The following is a 22,069-nucleotide window of genomic DNA, read 5'->3' on the forward strand; positions in this document are numbered from 1 at the left end:
ACGGACACCTGGACGAATCAGCCGACCAACTTTGGTAGAAATCAGCGGACGCCTGGACAATTTCGGTAGGCAACGGCCGATCCGTTCTTCAGAGAGACCATATCCATAGAAAGGAGCTGTGTCCACATAGTTAATACCCGAATTCAGAGCCTCTTCAATCGTTAGGAGTGCTTCTTCTTCAGAGACTTTATTCAGCAAGTTGCCAAAAGGTGCTGCGCCCAGGGAGAGTTGTGACACACTCAGTCCACTAGGTCCCAGGGCGTTGGTTTCAAATGGATTGGGCATAGGACTTCCTGAAATGAGTTTTGAATTACGATCAAGACCAAAGCAGTATCATTCCTGAGTCGGTACAGTCAAAAAATGGCTCTCCGCAAGATACTCTATTAGAGATGCGGTGCAAGGATTCATATTTTGCTGACAGCCGAATCAAGGCCTGCCATATTGATTGTTACAGGAAACTTCCTAGGTCATTTTGACCCATTTACCTCACTGCTGTAGCCCTTTCCTCTTAACCAAAAACGGAGTTTATGATCAAACTGACTGAAAATGAAGCCTTGATGGTACTGGTGGATCTCGTCCAGGAATCCGATGAATTGCCTGCGAAGGCACGCTTGGAAATTGATGGGAAGGTCAAATGGCTACTAAAGCAACATGAGAAGATTAGTGATCCTCAATGGACACTCTACCACCGCAAGTGGAAAGCAACGAGCCAGCATGATGAATTTTATGAATCGGCCATTACTGTTCTGAAAAACAGTACAGCAGAAACACGCCATCGCGCTTGTGCCTGGATGTGGGCTGCTGCCATTGCTGCTGGAGTTGCTTCGGCTACAATTGATGAGAACAATATTTCTGCCAAGGAGATGAAACTCATCCAACGAACTCGAAAACAGCTTGGTGTTTCCATCACAGAGCAGTATGTGGCCTTTGGCAAACTGCCACATACTGCATTGGAAGAGTTGAAGCCTTGCAGCTAGTACGGGAACAAGTGTTAGTGTAGGGAAAGTAAGTAGACGTTAGTAACGGGTGGGATTCAGCAATCCCACCCAGCAGAGTTGGAAGTAACTTAGACGACGTCGTCACCAGCTCCAGCCATGATGAGTTTGCCTTCCTCTTCAAGCTTCTTGACAACCTTAATGATCTTCTGTTGGGCTCCTTCGACATCCGCAACTTTGACTGGTCCCATGTTTTCCAGATCATCGTTGAGCATTTCTGCAGCTCTGGTGGACATTGAGCTCAGGATCAACTCCCTGACTGCATCACTGGCGGTCTTCAAGGCCATCGCTAGATCAGCTTTATCCACATCCTTCAGCACTGTCTGCATCTGCTTGCTATCAATCAGCGTCAGATCCTCGAAAGTGAACATCAATTCACGAATTTGCTCAGCAAGGTCAGGATTTGATTCCTCAATCGTGGAGAGGATTCGTGTCTCAGATGCCTTGTCAATCGCGTTGAGGATCTCAGCCACCGGTGCAACTCCACCGACTTTGGTCACCATGCTACCTGCCTGTTTCATTTCGTCCGTTAGCACTTCGTTGAGTTCATTGACCACCCCTGGAGGAATACTGTCCAGAGAAGCAATTCGGTAAACCACATCGGCCTGGAGATTTTCAGGAAGTGTCCGCAGGACAGTAGCCGCCTGGTCCACATCGGCCAAGTAGGAAATGATCAAGGCAATGGTCTGCGGATGTTCCGTTCGGATGTAGTTGGAAATCATCACGGGATCAATGTACTTGAGTGCCTCAAGGCCCATGTCTTCAGTCTGAGCGCTCATCGATGCACCAAGCTCTTTCGCTTTGTCTGGACCCAAAGCCTTGCTCAAGGCATTCTTGATGAAGTCTGGAGAAGCCATCAGGTCTCCTCCTCCATCACTCATCACGGACTGTCGATAAAACTCTTCAAGAACCTGATCCAATTCCTCAGACGAGATATCGTTGAAGCGAGTCATGTAGTAGCCAACCTGCTGAATTTCAGCTTCTTCGAGGTTCTTCATGACATCGGCAGCCCCTTCTTCGCCCAAGGCTAGCAGCAGGATCGCCGCTTTCTTGGGACCCGTTAGTTTGCCAACCGCCATATCTGCTCCTTAGAAAATAGTTTCAGTGTGATCAGAACGTGTAAAGAAAGTTTGTGTCAAATCTTTGCAAAGATGCAAACCACATACGCTTTGCCCGTCGGAAGAACAGATTTTTTTAGTTCCCCATTCCGAGAGAGCGATCATACCCATGGATGGATGGAGAGCGCCAACCTGCTTTTGTCGATTCGTCATTGATGGGACGTTAATATTTCACTCGTAGGGGATAACAAGTAGAAGAGTTACTGGAGTGTTCACTACCACAATCACCTCCTGGGCAAGCAGAGATAGCCCCAAGCAGATTCACTTCTGCAAAGAATTCCAGATAGTCTCCTGGGTGGATGAGACTGGCCTTCATAAAATACTGGTGAGTGTTCTGCAGAAAACCTGTGCACATGAAGACATTAAGTACATCGTGCACATCAGTTTCTATCTCAGCTGTTGAGAGCCCTGTCTCTTGGGCCAAGCTGCGGATTAGGTTGGAGTGTCAGCAGTGATGATATTGGGTCTGAAGGGAGGCACCCATCGTGAGTGCCTGTAATTATTACTGTTGGGACTGCTGCAAGGCCTCATCGAGATCATTAATGATGTCCTCAACCCGCTCCAACCCCACCGAGAGGCGAATCACTTCTGGACCGGCTCCTGCAGCCACGCGCTGCTCATCTGTCAATTGTCGGTGGGTAGTCGATGCTGGGTGAATGATCAGGGATCGAGTGTCACCGATGTTGGCAACGTGACTATGTAATTCTACCGACTCCACCAGAGTCACACCTGCCTCGTAACCTCCCTTGATGCCAAAGGTGAAGACCGACCCAGCACCACCTTCAAGATATTTTGAAGCCAACTGATGGAAAGAATTGTCTGGTAAGCCCGCATAAGATACCCAATCCACCTGGATATGACCCTGCAGAAACTCTGCGACTCGCTGTGCATTCTGGCAATGTCGTTCCATCCGCAAAGCCAAGGTCTCTACACCGTTGAGGGTCAACCAGGCATGAAAGGGAGACATGGTTGAGCCAAGGTCGCGTAAACTAACCGCATGGCTGTAGAGCGTGTAGGCCAGATCATTGCCAAAGGTTTCAGCAAAGGTGATTCCGTTGTACTCCGCTGCTGGCTGACTCAGGCTGGGAAACTTCTCATTGCCAAGCCAGGGAAAGGTTCCAGAGTCGATCACCACACCACCAACCGCATTGCCCTGTCCAGAGAGAAATTTGGTCGTGGAGTGGGTGACTAGATCTGCTCCCCATTCGATAGGCCGGCAGAGGGCTGGGGTCGCCATCGTATTGTCCACGATCAGTGGCACACCGGCTTCCTGAGCCACCTTGGCAATGGCTTCAAGGTCAATCACCACACCGCCCGGATTGGCTAGGCTCTCGACAAAAACAGCGCGTGTGTTTTCCGTTACCGCCTGTCGGAACGCATCCGGATCAGTGGCTTCGACAAAGATCGCTTTCCAATTGAATTTCTGAAAGCTCTTGCCCATCAGATTGATACTACCCCCGTAGAGCTTGTTCGCGACGATCACTTCCTTCCCAGGAGACATCAGGGCAAAGAGTGCCAAAACTTCGGATGAATGTCCCGAAGCGGTACAGGTGGCTCCCCGCCCTCCTTCGAGTGTAGCCAACCGCTCCTCCAGCGCTGCCACAGTCGGATTCGTCAAACGGGAATAGATGAACCCGGGCGTCTGCAAGTTGAAGAGCGATGCGGCATGATCAGCGTCTTCGAACACGTAGGAGGTTGTCTGATAGATTGGAAAGGAACGTGCTCCGGTAGTTGCTTCCGGTGGCGTTCCCGCATGGATCGCTAGCGTCTCGAAACCGTACTGAGCATGGAGGGGCTTCTTCATCGATGCCTCCGTTGGCTGGAGATCACTCCAGTGTTGATACCTTGCCAGCCTAGTTCTCCCCAGAGACGGGAGTACTCGATCTTCGGGCAGCGATTCATGACGACCTGAAGACCATTCCTTTCGGCAATTTCACGGGCTTCCTCGCTGACTACCCCAATTTGTAGCCAAAGCACCTTTGCCCCACACTGTACGGCTTCTTCAGCAATTGTAGGAGCTTCCTTCCCTCTGCGAAATACCTCAACCATATCAACTGGTCCTACATCGGCCAACTTGGCTTGCACAGTTTCTCCCAGCAGGGTCTGACCCGCAGCTCTTGGATTGACCGGTAGCATCTGGTAGCCCTTCTGAGAGAGGTACTTCATCACAAAAAAACTGGGACGTTTCCAATTGGTAGAGGCTCCTACTACCGCGATCCGGCGAACACTGCGCAGGATCTCCCGTAGTTGCCGATCTGATAGTTCAGTGGTTGAGATATTCACAATGATGTTTGATAAAGATTTAAATTTGCGGGTACTTGCCCGTTTCAAAAAAGAGACTTCCAAAAATAAGGGTAGATGGCTATCACCTCCAAAGCGAAAAGTTCAAGCCCTGTCGGTTGAAAGAAGTCGCACTAATTTAGTCAATACAAACCGTTGATACTGCGTATTTTTGCAATTTATCCCAGTCAAACTCCACTCCGTGGCCAATCCCTTCAGGTGGCCTAGCCAGACCATTACTGAACCGAAACGGCTGGATTGCATATTGATCGATGGGGAAGGAGTGGACTTCCAGATAACCTGGATTTGGAACGGCCGCCAAGAGGCTCACATGCAGTTCGTGCATGCCATGTGAAGAAACCATCAGATCCCGATTCGCACAAAGTTGGGCGACTTTTAACCAAGGAGTGATGCCCCCGATCGTTCCCACATCTGGTTGTGGAAACCGCAACACGTTTGTCTGTAAAGCGGCTTGGAATTCGAGGAGTGTGTGAAGATTTTCCCCCTGCGCCAGGGGAATCTGGATCTGTTCTCCAATCTTCTGAAAGGCAGCAAATTCATCTGGCAGCGTAGGTTCCTCAAACCAAGTCACCGACAGCTCTTCCATTGCCTTACCAATCCAAATGGCATCCTTTACATCCCACCTCATGTTGGCGTCCACCATGAATTCGACATCTGAAGGTATCAGCTTGCGGATGCTCCTCGTGCGTTGAATGTCTTGCTGCAGATCATCCAGACCAATCTTGATCTTGATGCCTCGGCAACCCTGTTCCAGTTTCTTAGCGATCACCTCTTGCTCGCGTTCCATCGTGTAATTCAAGTCGATGAGACCCGCATAGGCTCGAACTTCGGGTTGACCACCACCCAAGAATTTCCAGAGAGGTAGCTCTTCGGACTTCGCTCGTAAGTCCCAGAGGGCAATGTCCAATGCCGCGATGGCAAAGCTAGCGACTCCTCCCCTGCCCACAAAATGAACATGCCAGTTCAGCATTTCCCAGAGTTGTTCCACCTTGTCAGCATCCTGACCAATCAGTGTTGGAATGAGGTCGTCAACTAGCAGGCGATGAATCGCACTTCCACCCTTACCCCCCGTATAGGTGTAACCCGTTCCTGTCAGGTTACTCTCCAGCGTAATTTCGACAGTGATTAATTCAAAATGAGTGTGGTTCCCATGTTTGGCGTCATAGAGTACTTCTACCAATGGAATCCGGTAGTGTTCGGATACGATAGATTTGATCTCGTTGTTCAAGGCTTGGCTCCTCAAGCTCGTTCGAATGGCATTGTTTGCTCTATAGCTCCTATCGGTTCATTTTGCAGGATCTGGTGTAAGCGGTAGGTCATCACGACATCCCAGGCGTTGTAATGCAACAATCGCTTGAGCCAAAGAGAATTGCCCTCTCGTTGGTAGCGTTGCCAGAGAAAGACTGCATCCCTTCCACTCGACTCGTTCAGATAGGTGGGACTACGGATCTGCAGATTCTCACAAATTTTCTTCAATCCTCCACAAAGGCCTTGTTTACGGCTGACCTGGCAGAGGTCGGTATGATCTGAGTGTTTTTCCACCCCAAAGTGCTCAACGAGAAAGGGTTCGTCAAAGCGTTTACCGTTGTAGGTGATCAGTTCCGAGGAAGCCTGCCATGCTTCACAAAATTGTTCAGGAGTGTTTTCTCCGGCAATCCAGTGTCCCCAGCCCCGTGCTGCAGACCACCAGACAATCGTTGTGATCTGGTTCCGCGTTGGACTCAGTCCAGTTGTTTCAATATCCAAGTACATAGAATCGCTCTTCAACTGACCGCTAAAGAAATGTCCTTCAATGCAGACTCCTGAAGGTTGAACTGCATGTTTTGCCAGAAGTTACCGCAGCCTGCAATGTCTCAATTCAAACCATTTCCAAGACTCGAACTGGACTGCGTAATCACTTTGAAGGATGCTGAAGCACTTACGGTAGGAAATTTACAAAGTCATTGAAAATTACCTCACGAGATTGAGTGTCGATCTCGTGGAAAAAAGCGCATCAGTGGAAACCAAAGAGTATTAAAGAATGCTGTTAGAAAACAAGGAACGCTCCGTAGAGTTTCAAGGATGGCTGTTTGGAATGCTGGGGATGTTGATTTTCAGCCTGACTCTGCCAATGACCCGCCTGGCAGTGGAGTCGCTTTCACCCTATTTTGTTGCCTCAGGAAGAGCGATGCTGGCGGCTTTGGTGGGACTGCCAATCCTTTTGATCACATCACAGCCACGACCCACACGGTTGCAGTGGAAGGGACTCTGGCTGGCTGGCCTGGGTGTGATCTTTGGGTTCCCCGTCTTGATGACAGTAGCTATGCAGCTTGTGCCAGCTTCCCATGGTGGTGTGGTCTTGGGAATCCTACCGCTAACGACTGCTATCACCAGCACCATTCTATTACGTGAGCGGCCTTCGGTTGGCTTCTGGATCTGCGGAGTTTTGGGCAGTGCTGCTGTGATTATCTTTTCTCTCAGAGAAGGTGGGGGTTCCTTTCAAGCAGGTGACTGGTTGTTATTTGGTGCAGTGATCTCTGCGTCCTATGGCTACGTCAAGGGGGCTGAGATGTCTGCGCAGCTTGGTGGTTGGCAAACGATCTGTTGGACCCTACTGTCCTGGAGCCCCATACTGCTTCCAGCGACCCTTTGGTTGGGTCAGGATCTTCCAGAAGAAGTATCCTGGTCGAGTTGGATTGGCTTCCTCTATGTCGCTTTGTTCAGCCAATTTTTAGGCTTCTTTGCATGGTACAAGGGACTGGCAATGGGTGGTGTGGCTCGAGTCAGCCAGACCCAACTGCTGATGCCCTTCTTCGTCCTATTGTTTTCGTGGCTGCTATTGGGGGAAGCCATTGGCTGGGAAACCTTCCTCTTTGCCGGATTTGTTGTTGGCACGGTGGCCATCGGCAAGCGGATGGCCATTCGGCGACAACCGAGTGATGATTGAAATCTAATTCTTCTCTGGAACAGCTACACGCTGCTGAACAAATTGAACAAACTAGCTGAAATTTTATTCATCTAGCCCAGCAGGCAAGGATAAAACGCAGGAAAACGATTTGGATTTTTCGCCCCAACAAGATTAGTAAACATTCTTCACTGAACAGCCGCTACCGCACATTGACCTTGACCACGGTCTTCAGAGGCTTTAGTTTTTGTTCCTTCATTTTCAATCATTAGCCTTCCTCGCAAAGACGCATCCTCAAGAGTTGATACCCTATGCGCCTAGCCCGAGCATACATTCAATGCATGGATCGACTAAATTGGGTGATTGGTCGTTGCACAATGTACGGGATTTTTCTCTTGATGGGCGTGCTCTTCTATTCATCGATCTCCAAGACTTTCTTTGTCCCATCTCTCTGGACTCTGGAGATGGCTCAGTTTGTCATGGTTGGCTACTATGTACTCGGTGGGCCCTATTCCCTGCAGCTTGGTTCAAATGTACGGATGGACCTACTCTACGGGAGTTGGCCGCAGCGTAAAAAGTCCTGGTTTGATTTATTCACCGTATTTTTCCTGATTTTCTACCTCTGTGTGCTGCTCTACGGAGCCATCGGATCGACTGCCTACTCCCTAGGCTACTTTGGCATGGAACCCTTCTCTTTTTTCACAGGACTACTAGATGGTTCAGAGAAAATTGGCATGCTAGAACGTTCCTCTTCAGCCTGGCATCCCTATCTCTGGCCTGTGAAAATGGTTATGATCATTGGCATTACGCTGATGCTGTTGCAGTGCATTTCCGAGTTCTTGAAAGACATTCTGCGACTGAAAGGTGAGCTGGTCTGATGTCCTACGAAATGATCGCCATGCTGATGTTCTCCTCGATGATGCTCATGCTGCTCACTGGGCAGCGGGTCTTCGGGGCAATTGGGTTCATTGCTGTAGTTTCGGCTCTGCTCCTGTGGGGAGATCGAGGAGGTTACGATCTTGGCTTCTCTGCCGCAATGAAGTTAATGAAGTGGTATCCGTTGTTGACGCTACCGATGTTCATCTTTATGGGCTATGTGCTCTCAGAGTCACGAATCGCGGATGATCTCTATCGAATGTTCCACGTCTGGATGGGAGGGCTCTCCGGAGGCCTGGCGATTGGCACCATCGGACTGATGGTGCTTATCTCGGCCATGAATGGGCTGAGTGTCGCAGGAATGGCGATTGGGGCCACGATTGCGCTCCCTGAATTGCTCAAACGAAATTACGATAAGCGGATGGTGACCGGAGTAATCCAGGCAGGCTCGAGTTTAGGCATTCTGGTTCCTCCTTCGGTGGTTTTGGTTCTCTATGCGATGATTGCAAGACAGCCAGTCGGTCAACTCTGGTTGGCAGGAATCATTCCAGGGTTGATGATGGCAGCCCTGTTCATCGGTTACATTGCAATCCGCTGCAAAGCCAATCCCAAGTTAGGACCTGCACTCAGTAAGGAAGAACGCAACGTGGGTTGGCCAGAAAAGTTACGATTACTCAGGGCAGGGCTGTTGCCTTTGGTCATCTTTTTCGTGATGATGGTGCCCTTTGTCAATGGTTGGACTTCTCTGGTAGAAAGCTCTGCATTGGGCGCAGTAGCGGCGTTCGTGGCGGCCGTGTTGAAAGGCCGGATGACCCGCAATGTGTTTGAGAACTCCGTGCGGCAAACCCTCGGGGTCTCCTGCATGTTCATGTGGATCATTCTCGCCGCACTGGCCTTCGGTGCAGTGTTTGATGGACTCGGCGCCGTCAAGGCGATCGAGAATCTGTTCACGACTCAGCTTAACCTCAGCCCCTGGATGATCCTGATCTTGATGCAACTCAGCTTTCTGCTGATGGGGACGTTTCTCGATGACACTGCGATGCTGGTGATCGTCGCACCACTCTACGTACCTCTTGTCGGTGCACTTGGATTTGACCTAATTTGGTACGGTGTTCTCTACACTATCACTTGTCAGATCGCCTACATGACACCGCCCTTCGGTTATAACCTCTTTCTGATGCGTGCAATGGCCCCTCCAGAGATTGGCATTCGCGACATCTACAGTTCCATCACACCCTTCGTACTTGTGATGGTTTTTGCCCTTGCGCTGGTCATGGTATTCCCCGAGATCGCGCTATGGCTTCCTAACTACATATATGAGAAGTGACCCCCCAATTTCTCATGGAGCAATCCAAACAGCCAACCAAGGAGAATTCTATGAATTCGAGACGTTCGTTCCTTCGCAAAGCTGCATTAGGTGGCGCAGCTGTAGCTGCTGCACCAGCTGTCATCACAGCACAGGCCCCAATCAAATGGCGCTTCCAAACCTACGCTGGTGCTGCCCTTGGTGAGCATGTAACCAAGCCCATTGTTGATTACATCAACACCGCTGCCAAGGGTGAGATGGAAGTCGAACTGTACTATGCTGACCAAATTGTCCCCACTGGTGAACTCTTCCAGGCCTTACAGCGTGGAACAATTGATGCCGTTCACTCAGATGATGACTCAATGGCCTCTCCAACTCCACTGCAAAAATTTGGTGGTTACTTCCCTTTAGCAACGAAGCACGCTCTGGATGTTCCAGTTCTGTTCAATCAATATGGACTAGCCGACATTTGGCGCTCTGAATATGAGAAAGTGGGAGTGGCCTGGCTGTCCGCAGCGGGACAGGATCCTTGTAACTTCAACACCAAGAAAGAAGTTACCTCACTCGCTGACCTCGAAGGATTGAAGCTCTACACCTTCCCAACAGCTGGACGCTTTCTCTCCCAGTTTGGCGTAGTGCCTGTCTCCATTCCTTATGAGGACGCCGAAGTTGCTGTCCAAACAGGAGAGCTCGATGGAATGGCTTGGTCTGGAATCACCGAAGACTACACTGTTGGTTGGGCTAATGTGACGGACTACTTCCTGACCAACAATATTTCTGGTGCCTGGATTGGCTCTTTCTTCGTCAACCAGCGACAATGGGCAAACCTGCCGGAGCATCTGAAAGCTGTTGTCATGTCCGCGATCGAAGCTGGTCACACCTACCGTAACCAGTGGTACTGGGGTGGAGAAGCCCGGCTCCGTGCTCAGGGTGACAAGTTGAAGCTGCGCTCAATTCCACAGAGTGAGTGGAAAGCTGTGGAAGATGCCGCTAAGGTCTTCTGGAGTGAGATCGCTGAAGAAGGCGAACTCCACGCCAAGATCGTCAAGATCTTCCGAGATTACAATGACGTGATTGGGCAGGCAGGGCCTCCTTACAACTTCGGTTGATTGGACCTTGCTGGAGGTGGTCGCATTATGGTGCCTCGACGTTTCTGTCAGAGATCCAAAATATGCTGAACTACCTTACTCAATGACTCGCCAGTGGCGGGTCAACCCTATCACTACTCCTGAGTCGCATGCTGGGAATCAACTTAGTCGGTTCCCAGTATCGATTTCTTCTCTCTATCCTCTAGCCCAAGCCGAATCATGGCCGGAAACCTGTCTTTCGAAGACCTCAAGTCCTTAGCGGCAGAAGGTTCCATCGACACGGTGTTGGTCTGTCTGGTGGACATGCAAGGCCGCCTGATGGGCAAGCGCTTTCACGTGCAGAACTTCCTCGACAGCGCCCACCAAGAAACCCACTGCTGCGACTACCTGTTGGCCACCGATCTCGAGATGGCCACTCCCGATGGCTACGCATCTTCGAGCTGGATCGCTGGCTATGGAGACTACGTGATGCAGCCCGATCTAAGTACGCTACGACTGGCTGCCTGGCTACCAGGGACAGCGCTGGTTCTGTGCGACATTCTTGATCATCACACGCACAAGTACGTTCCACATTCTCCTCGAGCGATGCTGCAGAAGCAGATCGAACGTCTCAAGAAATATGGACTGACCGCCAAAATGGCGACAGAACTGGAGTTCTTCCTTTTTGAACAGGGCTTTGATCAACTGCGTAGGGCTAACTACCAGAACCTTGAGCCGATCAGTGGATACAACGAAGACTATCACATCCTGCAGACCACCAAGGAAGAGAAGATCCTGCGTCCTCTGCGTAACCATCTCTTCACCTCTGGCATTCCTGTGGAAAACACCAAGGGAGAAGCCGAGACTGGTCAAGAGGAGCTCAACATCCGCTACAGCGATGCTCTGGAATGTGCAGATCATCACACAATCGCCAAGAACGCCACCAAGGAAGTCGCCTGGCAACATGGACACGCTGCGAGCTTTCTAGCCAAGTGGAATCCAAAGCGATTGGGAAGTGCCACACATATTCATCTCTCGCTCTGGAATGAGGAAAAACCTGTTTTCTACGACCCCAAGGGCAATCATGGGATGTCCAAGTTGATGGGCCACTACCTGGCTGGACTTATCAAGTATGCCTCTGACTACACCTGGTTTCTGGCGCCCTATGTCAACAGCTACAAACGCTTCATGAAAGGCTCCTTTGCTCCAACGAAGACCGCCTGGTCGATCGATAACCGGACAGCAAGCTTTCGCCTTTGTGGCAGCGACACCAAGGCAGTCCGAGTAGAGTGCCGGATTGGTGGGGCTGATCTGAATCCCTATCTGGCAGAAGCGGCCTTGATGGCAGCAGGTCTCAAAGGTCTGGAAGATCAGCTTGAGTTGCCTCCTCCCACTACAGGAGATCTATATCAGGACGAAAACGTCGGGGAACTGCCATCCACCCTGAGAGCCTCTACTGAAACTTTGCGCAACTCAAGAATGTTGCGTGATTCCATGGGTGATGGAGTCATTGATCACTATGTCCGCTGCGCGGAGTGGGAACAGGAAGAGTTTGACCGAGTGGTCACTGATTGGGAAATCAAACGTGGTTTTGAAAGGGCCTGAGTATGACCAAGATACTACAATGCGTCTCACCGATTGACGGATCGGTTTATCTCGAACGCGAAACGCTGGCGCCTGGGGCTGCGTTTTCTTCCGTGGCTCGTGCTCGAGCAGCTCAGTCAGATTGGGCAGCTCGACCTCTGCAGGAGCGAGTTGATCTATGTCTCAAGGCAGTCACCGAGGTAGGACAGACGGTGGACCGGATGGCCGTTGAACTAGCCCATCAGATGGGTCGGCCAGTTCGCTACGGGGGAGAGTTCGGGGGCTTTGAAGAGCGGGCCCTTCATATGGCCAAGATCGCAGCATCTTCGTTGGAATCTCTGGTCGTAGAGGAGAGCAGCAGTTTTCGACGGCTGATCAAGCGGGAGCCTCACGGGGTGATCTTTGTCGTAGCTCCCTGGAATTATCCATACCTGATCGCTGTCAATGCGTTGGTTCCCGGGTTGATTGCGGGCAACGCTGTGATTCTCAAGCACGCCACACAGACCCTGCAGGTGGGGGAGCGCCTCGCTGAGGCATTCCACAAGGTGGGAATTCCCGAAGATGTTTTCCAGAATGTTTACCTTGATCATGAAACCACTATTGAGCTGATCCGCAATCGCCAGTTCGACTTCATCAACTTCACCGGTTCGGTTGGAGGTGGCAAGAAGATGGAGCAGGCTGCTGCGGGAACCTTCGTCCCAGTTGCTACGGAACTGGGCGGTAAGGATCCAGGCTATGTTCGCGCTGATGCAAACCTGGATACGGCTGTCGACACGCTGATTGATGGAGCGATGTTTAACTCTGGCCAGTGCTGCTGTGGAATTGAACGCATTTATGTACACGAGAGCTTGTTCGAGGCCTTTGTTGAAAAGTCTGCTGCTCTGGTCAAGGGCTACCGTCTGGGCAATCCTTTACTGAAAGAAACCACCCTCGGACCGATGGCTAACGTCCGCTTCGCTCGGGAAGTTCGTGAACAAGTGACCGAAGCCCTCCAGGAAGGAGCCACTGCCCACATCCCAACCTTTGCCGAAGATGATGGAGGGGCCTATGTCACTCCACAGATTCTGACAAACGTCAATCATCAGATGCGGGTGATGCGAGACGAAACCTTTGGTCCTGTCGTCGGGATCATGTCCGTCAAAGATGATGACGAGGCGATTCAACTGATGAACGATAGTGATTTCGGACTAACGGCTTCCATCTGGACCCAGAATACTGACGCAGCTGAAGCCTTAGGCACCCGAATTCAGACTGGAACTGTCTTCATGAATCGTTGCGATTACCTTGATCCTGGACTTTGCTGGACTGGCTGTAAAGACACCGGCCGTGGGGCTAGCTTGTCCATACTCGGTTACCAGGCGCTGACTCGTCCCAAATCCTATCACCTCAAACAGACGTGACCCTATGAAACTGGTTGGAAACTGGTCGTATCCGACCGCCATTCGCTTTGGAGCCGGACGCATTGCTGAAATCGCTGAGGCCTGTGCTACTGCCATGATCCAAAAACCCTTGCTTGTCACTGATCGTGGACTAACCAGCTTCGATATTACTCAACGAACGTTAGAACTGCTCGAATCCGCAGGCTTAGGGCGTGCCTTGTTTGCCGAAGTCGATCCGAACCCTAACGAGAAGAACCTCGAAGAAGGCCTACGGGTCTTTCGGGAAGGAGGTTTTGATGGAGTGATCGCCTTTGGTGGTGGATCTGGACTGGACCTAGCCAAACTGATCGCCTTCATGGTTGGACAAACTCGGCCAGTTTGGGATTTTGAGGATATTGGAGACTGGTGGACTCGCGCGAATCCTAACGGTATCAAACCCATCATCGCGGTGCCAACCACGGCTGGAACCGGCTCTGAGGTCGGTCGTGCTGGAGTGTTAACCAATACGGCAACCCAGGAAAAGAAGATCATCTTCCACCCGAAAATCCTGCCAACTGCGGTGATCTGCGACCCAGAGTTGACCGTTGGCATGCCCCAAAAAATTACGGCTGGAACCGGCATGGATGCCTTTGCTCACTGCCTCGAGGCCTACTGTTCTCCCTTCTATCATCCACTGAGCCAGGGAGTCGCCTTGGAGGGCATGCGTCTAGTGAAGGAGTATCTCCCACGGGCCTATGCGGATGGAACAGATCTCGAAGCTCGAGCACATATGATGAGTGCTGCTGCGATGGGGGCTACCGCCTTCACCAAGGGTCTCGGCGCAATTCATGCGCTCAGTCATCCACTGGGTGCGATGTATCACACTCACCACGGAACCACCAATGCCGTCTGCATGGCCACTGTCCTACAATTCAACCGTCCTGTGATCGAAGGATTGATTGAACGAGCCGCCGCCTACCTGAACATCGATGGTGGTTTTGAGGGCTTTGCTGCGTTTGTAGATCAACTGAACGCTTCCCTTGGCATTCCACGCAACCTGGACGAGTTGGGCGTGAGCAATCCTGATCTGGAAGTACTCACTCGTACAGCGTTGACCGATCCTTGTGTTGGTGGCAATCCAGTTGCCATGACTCCGGAGAATACCCGTCAATTGTACGAAAACCTGCTCTGAGTTGTGTCGTGGATCTTCTGTTCCTCAGGAGAAGGTTGACGAAACGTCCACCACCAAAAGAGGGAAGATGAAGAGAACCATGACTGCCTTGATTGAAGTCTGTCCTGAAGGTGGCTATTGGGCTAGTTGCCGAGAATTTCCAGGAGCCAATGGACAAGGAGAACCATTGAGGACACCAAGTAAAACCTGAAGGAAGCCATCCAACTGCTGCTGGAAGACCGCCTACTTGACTTTCAACGTGGACTTCCAGAAGGGGCCATCCTTGAAGAATTGAAGGTGTCCTGAAACGAAGGGATTTAGAGCGCAAATTACATCAGGCAGAGTGTTCTCTGAAGTGTAAAGGAGCCTCTCATTCTCTTGGATGCAACCTGCGACTGGTGCTGTTGAAACAGTTCCTTGTCACCAAAAAATCAAAGAACTGCTTGCACAAAAGATTTAAAAAATTTCAGCGCTTGATTAGCCCAAATTATCCAATTCTTTTGACTCACCCAGCCACCCGCATCCGCAACTTCCCAAACCCCCCATAATCACTGAGAATCTCATCGCCTGCCTGGACAGTCACTGGGACCAGGCAAGTTCCAGTGGTCACCAACTGTCCTGCTTTTAGGGTCTTACCACGCGAGTTGACGTCATTGACCAGCCAGGTCAGTGCCTCTCTTGGATCACCCAGCACATTAGAACCGATCCCTTCTCCTGCCAACTGACCATTGCGATAGAGTTGCACCTGGTGTTCTCGCAGATCGGCAAATCGCCAATCGGAGGGTGCTGCAGCCCCAGCCACCAACCACCAGGCACAGGCGTTATCCGCGAGCAGTTGAGCCTTGCCAACCTTCGTGAAATCTGAATAGCGCGAATCTGGAATCTCGATCGTTGGACGCAAATCTGCCACTGCCTCCAGCACCCGTTCTACGGAATAAGGCTGCTCTTGTGGAGGCAAGTCTTCCCCAAAAACAAAGGCGAGTTCTGCTTCGACAACAGCCATCAAATTGTGCTGCAGATCCAGTGTCACCTGGTCGGGCAGCACCCGCTCCATCAGCATCCGTCCAGCCAGAGGTCCGTCAATCGCCAGGTGCTGCTGTCCAGCTTTGCTGGTCGCAGCGATCTTCCAGCCCGCAATCGGTTGCGAAGAATGCTCTGCAAAGGCCGCTTGAATGGCGTGTCCTTCGGCTTCCGTCTTTGGTCGCTGGGCATCCGTCAGTTCTGCAATGCGCTGTCCACTATCCAGGTGCTGCCAGAAGTGTTGGGCCGCTTGCTGTCGAGCTTCCGGGGTCATCTGGCCTCCTTGCTGAGGTGTGCTGTGGGAAGGTTCCAAATGGTCAGAGTGGCTTGTAGGCGATCGCTTCGATCTCGACCTTGATGTCAATCATCAAGCGAGCTTCTGCCGTCGTTCGAGCGGGGGGATCCTTGGGGAAGTAACCGGCATAGACCGCGTTGAAGCCACCGAAGTCCCGGGCGTCCTGGACATAGACATGCGTCTTGACCACGTCTTCCATCGTACAACCGGCCAGGGCCAGCACCGACTTGATGTTCTCCAGTACTTGCTTGGTCTGCTCGGTGATACCTCCGTTGACCACCTTGCCATCGGCACCAACCGGCACCTGCCCGGAAACATAAACAAAATCTCCTGCACGAACAGCAGGCGAGAGAGGGACATGAGACGTGCCAAAACATTGCTTGGTCATCAGAAACTCCATGGATCATTGAAAGGTAATATTGATGAACCCGAATCACAGTGGCCACTGCCAACCGGATTGGATTCACTGAAGCTCGCCGAATTTAGGACAGGATGGCTAGTAGGTCAAGTGGAAGAGAATTTCAGTAATTGTTCGACAAAATATTAAAAACATTCACAATAAAGTTTTAAAAAACTGAAAACATTTATTATTTAATCATTTAAACGAGTAAGCATAGGTTAGTTCATCACAAAAACAACCTTGACAATCCATGAAAATAACGTCAATCAGACGGCGAGTTTTTGGGTTAGATTGATCTTCCTGAACCACCAACGAGGTAACTAATGAGAAAAGAGAAAGAACTGATCTATCAACAGCAACTTCGGCAGGATTTGCTGGATCACAAGATGGACCGTCGTGAATTTATTTCCAAGACACTGACGGCAGGATTGGGATTGGCCGGAGTTGGAGTGATCTCCAATTTTGGTAACTTCGCTCAAGCACAGAGCCGCCCTCTCACTCCTACTTTCTACCAGTGGATTGAAGATCTGCATCCGGGCATTCCCCAGGTCAATTCCCGCTTCCCTGATGTCAACTATCAGATTGCCCCAGTAGAGGGCTTTGGGATTGAACGTTTTGTGGCAGAAGCCAAGAAGAAAGACAGTACATGGGACGTCTATGTCGGGCAGACACCATTTGTGGAAATGACTGCGATGATCGAAGCAGATGTCATTGAGCCTTGGGATAACTATATCCCGAAAGATGTGATTGATGACATTATCCCCTCAATTCGAGAGGAGTGCACAATTAATGGCAAGATGTACGGTTGGCCTTTCCTGTTGGACGTGATTGGAACTGGCTGGCACGCAGGAATCGTCAAGGAAGCAGGACTTCCCGACGGTGCTCCTGCAACTTGGCAAGACTACCTCTCCAGAGCTGATCAAGTGATCGAGAGCGGTGCAGCTCCATTTGGAGCAACCTTTGACGCAAACGGTTGGCGCTCACTAGCTCCCTTCACGCATAGTCTGTCAAGTGATGTCTACACCTCTGAGGGGCTCTTTGATTTCACAGGAGATGCTGCTATCGAAGCGCTGATGCTGATGAAGAACATCATGAGCAAATCTCATCCAGACATCATGCTGGCAGGCACAAGTGATGGTGGAGTGAATGGAACTCCTGACGAAGTTGCCTTTGCTGCCCAACGAGTTGGTTACTACAACAAGTACTTCAATGCTCCATTGCGAATGGCTCAGTACTGGGACAACCCGAAAGACCTTAGAATGGGACCATTGCCAAAGTTTGCTGGTGGAGAAGGTTCCACCGTCTTCTGGACTACTGGAGCTGCTCTCTTCAAACATGGCAAGAACAAGGAGAAGGCGGCAGAGTATGTCAAAGCGTTGACCTACGATCAGCAAATCTGGAAAGATTCAATTGCGGGAACTGAGACTGCACATCCAGGGCAACTGCCTCCGTACAAGTCTCTCTATGCCGGCTGGAAATCAAGTCAACCTGATTGGCTACCCGACTTTGTGGATCTTGTTCGTGGACAGTTGGATCAGGCAAAGGCGATTACCAATCACCTCTTCGGCCTCCAGCAGTTTCAAATTGGCAAACCAATTTGGGAATCTTACCTCAAGGGTGAGGAAAGAAATCCAAGAGTTGCCATGCAGAAAGTGGTCGATGCCGTTCAAGCTGAGATGAAGCGCGGTTAAACCTGCGCCAAACTACTTGCCTGGAGAATGTCACAAGACCTTCTCCAGGCAACACTACTCTGGTTGCTAACACGAGGGGAAACAGCGAAAGTGACTACCGGGAACCTTGCTATCAATGGACCGACACCGAAATCCTGGCTTGTTGAGCACAACAACTGGGTTTTTCTGTTGCCGACTGTTCTCTTCTTTCTATGGTACCAGGTCTACCCCATTGTCCGGGTCGTTTGGATCAGCTTTACTGACTATAAGTACCTGACAAACGATCCAGCCAATTGGGTTGGCTTTGACAACTATGTTGAGGTGCTGAGTGATCCACTGATGTGGGATAGCCTTGGAAGAGCCGCCTACTTCACCGCGATGTTCCTGCCAGGAACCATCATCATCCCCCTTCTGCTTGCGGTTCTGATTCATGGCGTTCAGAACCAGCGTCTGGCTACGGTTTACCGAGTGATTCTGTTGATTCCTGCGGTGATCCCCAGCACTCTGGTTTTTGTGCTCTGGAAATGGATGTACAACTACCAGATTGGGCCGATCAACCATTTTCTGGTCGAAGTAACTGGCTGGTTCACCTACCGTAACGCTCCACAGTGGCTGGGAGGAACTGACCTAACACTGCCCTCAGTGGCAATCATGGAGGTCTGGTGGGGTCTGGGTTATCACAGCGTCTTTTTCCTCGCTGGGCTCGCTGCTATCCCTAAGGATCTTCCGGAAGCAGCCCGAATCGACGGTGCTGGTGAGTGGCAGGTCTTCTGGCACATCATCCTACCGCGTCTGCAACCAATCATGCTGATCTTGGTGATCCTGCGCTTTGGCACTTCGATGGGAGTGATTGACGAGTACCTAATCTTTGGAGGCTTCAATCGGGAATCTCCAACGTATACCTGGACGATCTTCATGTATGACCAGGCATTCAAAACTGGGCTCTGGCGACAGGGATTCGCTGCGGCTATCGGGATGGTCGGCTCACTGGCGATGATGGTCTTCGTCACTTGGCTAATCTACATCTTCCGTTCACGTGATTGACGCTGGCAATGGCAACCGTAGCTCTAGGCAACTGATGAAAAAGGAACTTCCACTCACCAATATTATCCGGCACACATTGATCGTCTTTTTTATGTTGACGATCCTGCTGCCGCTGGCCTGGGTGCTACTGCTCTCGATCAAATCTATGCCTGATTCGATGCGAGGAAGTCTCTGGCCTCGCAAGTTTGATTTCAATCACTACGCCTACGTTTTCGAAAAGATCGACACTCTCCCACAGAACCTGTTCAACAGTATCTATGTGACCTCAGCGACTGTACTGATCACCTCCGTCTGTGCGGTTCTCGCCGGTTATGCAATTGTCCACCTGAAGCCCAAGGGGAGCCTGTTCTTGGTAACAGTTCTGGTACTCTCACTATATTTTCCAACTCGGGTGGTCTCAATCATTTCAGTTTATGAAATCCAAGATTACCTGAGTCTGATTAACAGCACCAACGGGCTGATCCTGCCATACATCACTCTGAACCTGGCAGTGAGCGTGCTGATCATGCGCAGCATCTTTCAGCTAGTTCCTGGAGAGTTGATTGACTCGGCCAGAATGGACGGAGCCGGACCTTGGAGAACTCTCTGGCTGATTGGGATTCCACTGGCTAAGAACGGCCTAGTCGTGATCATCATCGTCAACTTTGTGACTGCTTGGGGAGAGTACCTGCTCGCAGCAACACTGACCAATGATCAGGAAGTTCGTACCATGCCGGTAGTGCTTGCCTCTGCTCAGGGGGGTATGGGTCAATGGGCCTGGCCCCGGATTGCTGCAGTCTATGTGATCGTCGTGCTACCTGGGATTATTGCCTTTGCAATGGCCCAGAAACTCTTCTTCAAGGGTTTGATGGAAGGAGCCCTGAAAACCTGAATAAATCCTGAAGGGTTCTGTATGACGATGACTCCCGTCCGAATCGGTGTCCTAGGTGCTGGGTACTTCGGGACACTTCACGCATTGACCGTCAACAGCCTCAGTGAAGCGCAACTTTGTGTGATCGTTGATTTTTCTGATGACGCTCTCTCCCAACTCTCTGCATCTCTCCAAGAGATCCCTCGCTTTTCAGAGCTGAGTACTGCCCTAGAAAATATAGATGTGGATGCCTGGATCGTTGCATCCTCAACCACTTCACACGTTCATCTTGCCCAGCAGTTGCTGCAAACGGATGTCTTTGTTCTGCTAGAGAAGCCTATTGCTCCCAGTCTTGTTGAAGCAGAGACCTTACAAGCCTTGAATACTTCACAACTTGGGAGGTTGATGTTGGGGAACATCCTGCTCTTCAACAGTGAGTTTCGGGAGCTTCAGTACCAGTGTCAGCAACGTGGTGGCTTTGAATATGCCTCGTGTTATCGGATGCGGCCCACCTCTCACGCAACTCACTATGCTGACGAGAATCCCTTCTTCCTGACGATGGTTCATGATCTATACTGTATGCAGTCACTGGTGAATGCCGAGGAACCCAAAACATTCCAGGCACAACAGCATCGAAACTCCGAGGGAGTGATGGACCTTGCACTGGCACAACTCATTTGGAGTAACGGTCAGATTGCTACCTTTGTGGCTGGATTTCTGACTCCAGATTCCATGTCGCATGAGGGCTTTGATCGGATGGAAATCTACGGAACCGGCTGGATGGGGCGGATCTCTCCAAACCCTCGTCCCTTTGAAATCTGGGATCAGGGCTATCACCCACCGATGACCTTAGAAATGCAGACACGTTCACAACCCTTCACTGGGATGTTGACCGAAGAGTTGCGTTGTTTTTGTCGTGTGGTTCTTGGAGAAGAAGAGATTCCGCAGGGTGCACGATATGCTGACGGCATTCAGGTAATGCGATGGATTGATCAGTTGGTGCATAGAATTGAACTCTAGACAACAAAGCTGTTGCTAGGGCTCAAGGAATTACCAAAGAAGAGCCCCTTCTGTAGCCACCCAATACATTTTTAGAGAACATCCTCTGACCAAAAACCACTTTCAGCATTATATTGTGCTCGAAATATTACGATGAGCGAGAGGGCATCAACAGCAAACAAAGTTGCTGCTGACCTGCTTGAACAACTCAACGACAAGGTGCGGTCCGAGCTTGTTAGTCACATTGATGAATACTTTCAAAGAACCGATTTTCAAAAAAGTCTGGCTTTCCAAAATATTCCTGAACCCTTTAATCTAGAGGGACTCCGCCAAGACTCAGGAAATAGCCAAGCAATTGAGACTCTGGAGACACAACCTTATCAAGCTGCTGATGGTGAAAAAGCTGAAAATGCTCCCTCTCCACTATCAGAAAATGTAGGGGAAGAAGACCAGAAATCAAACAGTGAAAAAGAGTTGATAAAAGCCATCACATCGCAAGATGAAAGGCAAGAAGATCCTTCGCTTGAAAATGTAGATTCCACCAAAGAGAACCTCTCTTCTTTGAAGGAAAATTCTTCAGAAAATGTAAGGGAAGAAGACCAGAAATCAAACAGTGAAAAAGAACCACTGCAAGGAACCCTTGCTTTGGGTAATAACCTCGAGGATTCTCTGCAGGAAAACACCGATCCTCCCGACATTATTGATGCAAATCTGTCTTTTCAAGAAGAAGAAACTCCACCATCTAGTGTGAATGTAGACTTTCTGATGGAAATGCCTCTCAAGGTGACTTTCGAGGTTGGACGAACCAGAATGGATATTAAGGATCTGATTTCTCTTGGGCAAGGATCCGTTGTTGAACTCCACCGTTTTGTTGGCGAAGATCTTGACATCTTTGTGAACGGCAAGTTAGTCGCCCGTGGTGAATTGGTCGTTAGTAAAGAAAATTTTGGAGCCAAGATTTCCGAAATCATATCCCCTCAAGATCGAGTAAAACGAATGGGTGGATTGGCTCAATTTTGAGGAATTGAGCTGTTTGATCTAGACCCCCACCCACCGATGAGCTTTGAGCTGCAGACACATTCACAGCCCTTCACTAGTATATTGACTGAAGTATTAAGTTGCTTCTGTTAT

General features: G+C 50.4%; 22 protein-coding genes and 1 pseudogene. 14 read left to right on the top strand and 9 right to left on the bottom strand.

Going from position 1 to position 22,069, the window contains the following annotated elements; all coding sequences use genetic code 11:
* Positions 1–285: aldo/keto reductase (locus P8O70_19095; protein ID MDG2198947.1), on the bottom strand; the 285-nt coding region annotated here is incomplete at its 3' end.
* A gap of 242 nt (positions 286–527) precedes the next feature.
* Between P8O70_19095 and P8O70_19100 the strand changes: the two genes are divergently transcribed.
* A complete protein-coding gene (locus tag P8O70_19100; protein ID MDG2198948.1) occupies positions 528–977 on the top strand; it encodes a hypothetical protein in 450 nt (149 codons plus the stop codon).
* Positions 978–1,066: 89 nt separating this feature from the next.
* Here P8O70_19100 and fliG read toward each other — a convergent pair whose 3' ends face one another.
* The 6 genes and pseudogenes from fliG to P8O70_19130 form a co-directional block, all read right to left on the bottom strand.
* Positions 1,067–2,074, bottom strand: a complete 1,008-nt coding sequence (gene fliG, locus P8O70_19105; protein MDG2198949.1) for a flagellar motor switch protein FliG — start codon at positions 2,072–2,074, stop codon at positions 1,067–1,069.
* Positions 2,075–2,189: 115 nt separating this feature from the next.
* Positions 2,190–2,573: pseudogene (locus P8O70_19110) on the bottom strand (DUF1989 domain-containing protein).
* 42 nt (positions 2,574–2,615) lie between these two features.
* Positions 2,616–3,917: an O-acetylhomoserine aminocarboxypropyltransferase gene (locus P8O70_19115; GenBank protein MDG2198950.1), complete on the bottom strand. Its 1,302-nt coding sequence runs from the start codon at positions 3,915–3,917 to the stop codon at positions 2,616–2,618.
* Positions 3,914–4,396, bottom strand: coding sequence for a CoA-binding protein (locus P8O70_19120; GenBank protein MDG2198951.1), 483 nt, complete (start codon positions 4,394–4,396; stop codon positions 3,914–3,916). The genes P8O70_19115 and P8O70_19120 overlap by 4 nt, the downstream gene beginning before the upstream one ends.
* 136 nt (positions 4,397–4,532) lie before the next feature.
* A complete protein-coding gene (locus tag P8O70_19125) occupies positions 4,533–5,642 on the bottom strand; it encodes a mandelate racemase/muconate lactonizing enzyme family protein (protein ID MDG2198952.1) in 1,110 nt (369 codons plus the stop codon).
* Positions 5,643–5,653: 11 nt separating this feature from the next.
* Positions 5,654–6,166: a ribonuclease H-like domain-containing protein gene (locus P8O70_19130; protein MDG2198953.1), complete on the bottom strand. Its 513-nt coding sequence runs from the start codon at positions 6,164–6,166 to the stop codon at positions 5,654–5,656.
* A gap of 268 nt (positions 6,167–6,434) precedes the next feature.
* Between P8O70_19130 and P8O70_19135 the strand changes: the two genes are divergently transcribed.
* From P8O70_19135 to P8O70_19170, 8 genes are all read left to right on the top strand, one after another.
* Positions 6,435–7,340, top strand: coding sequence for a DMT family transporter (locus tag P8O70_19135; GenBank protein MDG2198954.1), 906 nt, complete (start codon positions 6,435–6,437; stop codon positions 7,338–7,340).
* A gap of 269 nt (positions 7,341–7,609) precedes the next feature.
* Positions 7,610–8,176, top strand: a complete 567-nt coding sequence (locus P8O70_19140) for a TRAP transporter small permease subunit (GenBank protein ID MDG2198955.1) — start codon at positions 7,610–7,612, stop codon at positions 8,174–8,176.
* Positions 8,176–9,501, top strand: coding sequence for a TRAP transporter large permease subunit (locus P8O70_19145; protein ID MDG2198956.1), 1,326 nt, complete (start codon positions 8,176–8,178; stop codon positions 9,499–9,501). The genes P8O70_19140 and P8O70_19145 overlap by 1 nt, the downstream gene beginning before the upstream one ends.
* A gap of 50 nt (positions 9,502–9,551) precedes the next feature.
* A complete protein-coding gene (locus P8O70_19150) occupies positions 9,552–10,589 on the top strand; it encodes a TRAP transporter substrate-binding protein (GenBank protein MDG2198957.1) in 1,038 nt (345 codons plus the stop codon).
* A gap of 198 nt (positions 10,590–10,787) precedes the next feature.
* Entirely contained in the window at positions 10,788–12,152 is a 1,365-nt protein-coding gene (locus P8O70_19155) for a glutamine synthetase family protein (GenBank protein MDG2198958.1), read from the top strand.
* A gap of 2 nt (positions 12,153–12,154) precedes the next feature.
* Positions 12,155–13,531, top strand: a complete 1,377-nt coding sequence (locus tag P8O70_19160; GenBank protein ID MDG2198959.1) for an aldehyde dehydrogenase family protein — start codon at positions 12,155–12,157, stop codon at positions 13,529–13,531.
* Between the two features lie 4 nt (positions 13,532–13,535).
* Positions 13,536–14,681: an iron-containing alcohol dehydrogenase gene (locus P8O70_19165; protein ID MDG2198960.1), complete on the top strand. Its 1,146-nt coding sequence runs from the start codon at positions 13,536–13,538 to the stop codon at positions 14,679–14,681.
* 67 nt (positions 14,682–14,748) lie between these two features.
* Positions 14,749–14,871 carry a type II toxin-antitoxin system HicB family antitoxin gene (locus tag P8O70_19170; GenBank protein ID MDG2198961.1) on the top strand — a complete coding sequence of 41 codons (123 nt, stop codon included), beginning with the start codon at positions 14,749–14,751 and terminating at the stop codon, positions 14,869–14,871.
* A 294-nt stretch (positions 14,872–15,165) separates the two neighbouring features.
* On the opposite strand, the gene P8O70_19175 is transcribed toward P8O70_19170, so the two are convergent.
* Both P8O70_19175 and P8O70_19180 read right to left on the bottom strand, forming a co-directional pair.
* Positions 15,166–15,954 carry a fumarylacetoacetate hydrolase family protein gene (locus P8O70_19175; GenBank protein ID MDG2198962.1) on the bottom strand — a complete coding sequence of 263 codons (789 nt, stop codon included), beginning with the start codon at positions 15,952–15,954 and terminating at the stop codon, positions 15,166–15,168.
* Between the two features lie 43 nt (positions 15,955–15,997).
* The gene (locus P8O70_19180; GenBank protein MDG2198963.1) at positions 15,998–16,366 is read right to left on the bottom strand and encodes a RidA family protein; all 369 of its coding nucleotides are present in this window, start codon (positions 16,364–16,366) and stop codon (positions 15,998–16,000) included.
* 332 nt (positions 16,367–16,698) lie between these two features.
* On the opposite strand from P8O70_19180, the gene P8O70_19185 reads away from it, so the two are divergent.
* From P8O70_19185 to fliN, 5 genes are all read left to right on the top strand, one after another.
* On the top strand, positions 16,699–18,066 hold the full coding sequence (locus P8O70_19185) for an extracellular solute-binding protein (protein MDG2198964.1): 1,368 nt from the start codon (positions 16,699–16,701) through the stop codon (positions 18,064–18,066).
* 27 nt (positions 18,067–18,093) lie between these two features.
* The gene (locus P8O70_19190) at positions 18,094–19,089 is read left to right on the top strand and encodes a sugar ABC transporter permease (GenBank protein ID MDG2198965.1); all 996 of its coding nucleotides are present in this window, start codon (positions 18,094–18,096) and stop codon (positions 19,087–19,089) included.
* Between the two features lie 34 nt (positions 19,090–19,123).
* Entirely contained in the window at positions 19,124–19,960 is an 837-nt protein-coding gene (locus P8O70_19195; protein MDG2198966.1) for a carbohydrate ABC transporter permease, read from the top strand.
* Positions 19,961–19,981: 21 nt separating this feature from the next.
* Entirely contained in the window at positions 19,982–20,959 is a 978-nt protein-coding gene (locus P8O70_19200; GenBank protein ID MDG2198967.1) for a Gfo/Idh/MocA family oxidoreductase, read from the top strand.
* A 132-nt stretch (positions 20,960–21,091) separates the two neighbouring features.
* Positions 21,092–21,958 carry a flagellar motor switch protein FliN gene (gene fliN / locus P8O70_19205; GenBank protein MDG2198968.1) on the top strand — a complete coding sequence of 289 codons (867 nt, stop codon included), beginning with the start codon at positions 21,092–21,094 and terminating at the stop codon, positions 21,956–21,958.
* Positions 21,959–22,069 lie beyond the last annotated feature (111 nt).

This window comes from SAR324 cluster bacterium, assembly GCA_029245725.1.
GTDB lineage: Bacteria > SAR324 > SAR324 > SAR324 > NAC60-12 > JCVI-SCAAA005.